Origin of the sequence: Pseudomonas sp. DE0157, from assembly GCF_007678615.1 — a bacterium.
Lineage (GTDB): Bacteria > Pseudomonadota > Gammaproteobacteria > Pseudomonadales > Pseudomonadaceae > Aquipseudomonas > Aquipseudomonas parafulva_B.
Window position 1 is genome coordinate 1 of record NZ_VEJN01000039.1, and the last position, 923, is coordinate 923.

The 923-nt window shown below is 58.3% G+C and carries 1 protein-coding gene; it reads right to left on the bottom strand.

Annotated features, from left to right (window positions below):
• A partial coding sequence (locus FS777_RS21240; protein ID WP_372239228.1) for an immunoglobulin-like domain-containing protein occupies nt 1-923 on the bottom strand: 923 nt, incomplete at both ends.

Consider the following 923-nt stretch of genomic DNA (forward strand, 5'->3'; position numbering starts at 1 on the left):
GTGGCCGAACCTACGGTGCTGTTGGCAGGGACCACGACGGTGGTGCCGTCTTTCAGGTGGAAGTACAACTCAGCGTGGTTGTTGATCGGCAGACCGTCTTTGTTGGTCAGCGTCACGGTGTAGGTTATCTCGCCACCTTCGGCAACCGAAGTGGTCGCAGTCAACTTGGCCACGACTTCATCGATGGTGTCGGTCACTTTGACCGAAGCATCATTACCCAGCTGCAGGTTCTCGAAGGTACGGCCGCCTACGTCGGCTGCCGACTTGATGCCCAGGCTGATTTCGCCCGAGTCTTTGTAAACGTCGTCACCTTGTGCTGCGTGGGTGTACTGGGCGCTGGTTTCGCCGGCCTTGATGGTGACCTTCTCGTTGTTGCTCAAGGTCACGACCAGGTCGTTAGCCAGGGCCGTGTTCACGTGCACGGTGAAGGTCGGCTTGACGTTCTCGGCGACCGAGGTCTGGTCGGCGGTGATGGTCACGTGGACCAGATCGCCTTGGTTGCCAGTCCCTGGAGTACCCGAGCCTGGCTCGTCGGTAACCTGGGTGCTGACAGGTGTTTTATCGAGCGTTAGTTGCTCGAACTTGCCGACGTCTGCGCCAGTAACAGTTGCGATCGATTTGACGACCGGATCATTCGCGCCAACATAGACGTTGTCAGGCGCGGTCACAGTGACCGAACCGGTAGTGCCGTTGGCTGGGATGGTGATGACGGTCTTGCCATCGTCCAGCGTGAAGGTCAGCGCGCCGTGTTTATCGATTGGCAGGCCATTTTTGTTGGTCAGGGTCACGGTATAAGTGATCTGACCGCCTTCAGTGACCGAGTCGGTTGCTGTGAGCTTCGCCACAACTTCGTCGATGGTGTCGGTGACTTTGACCGACGCCTCGTTACCCAGTTGCAAGTTCTCGAAGGTGCGACCACCCGC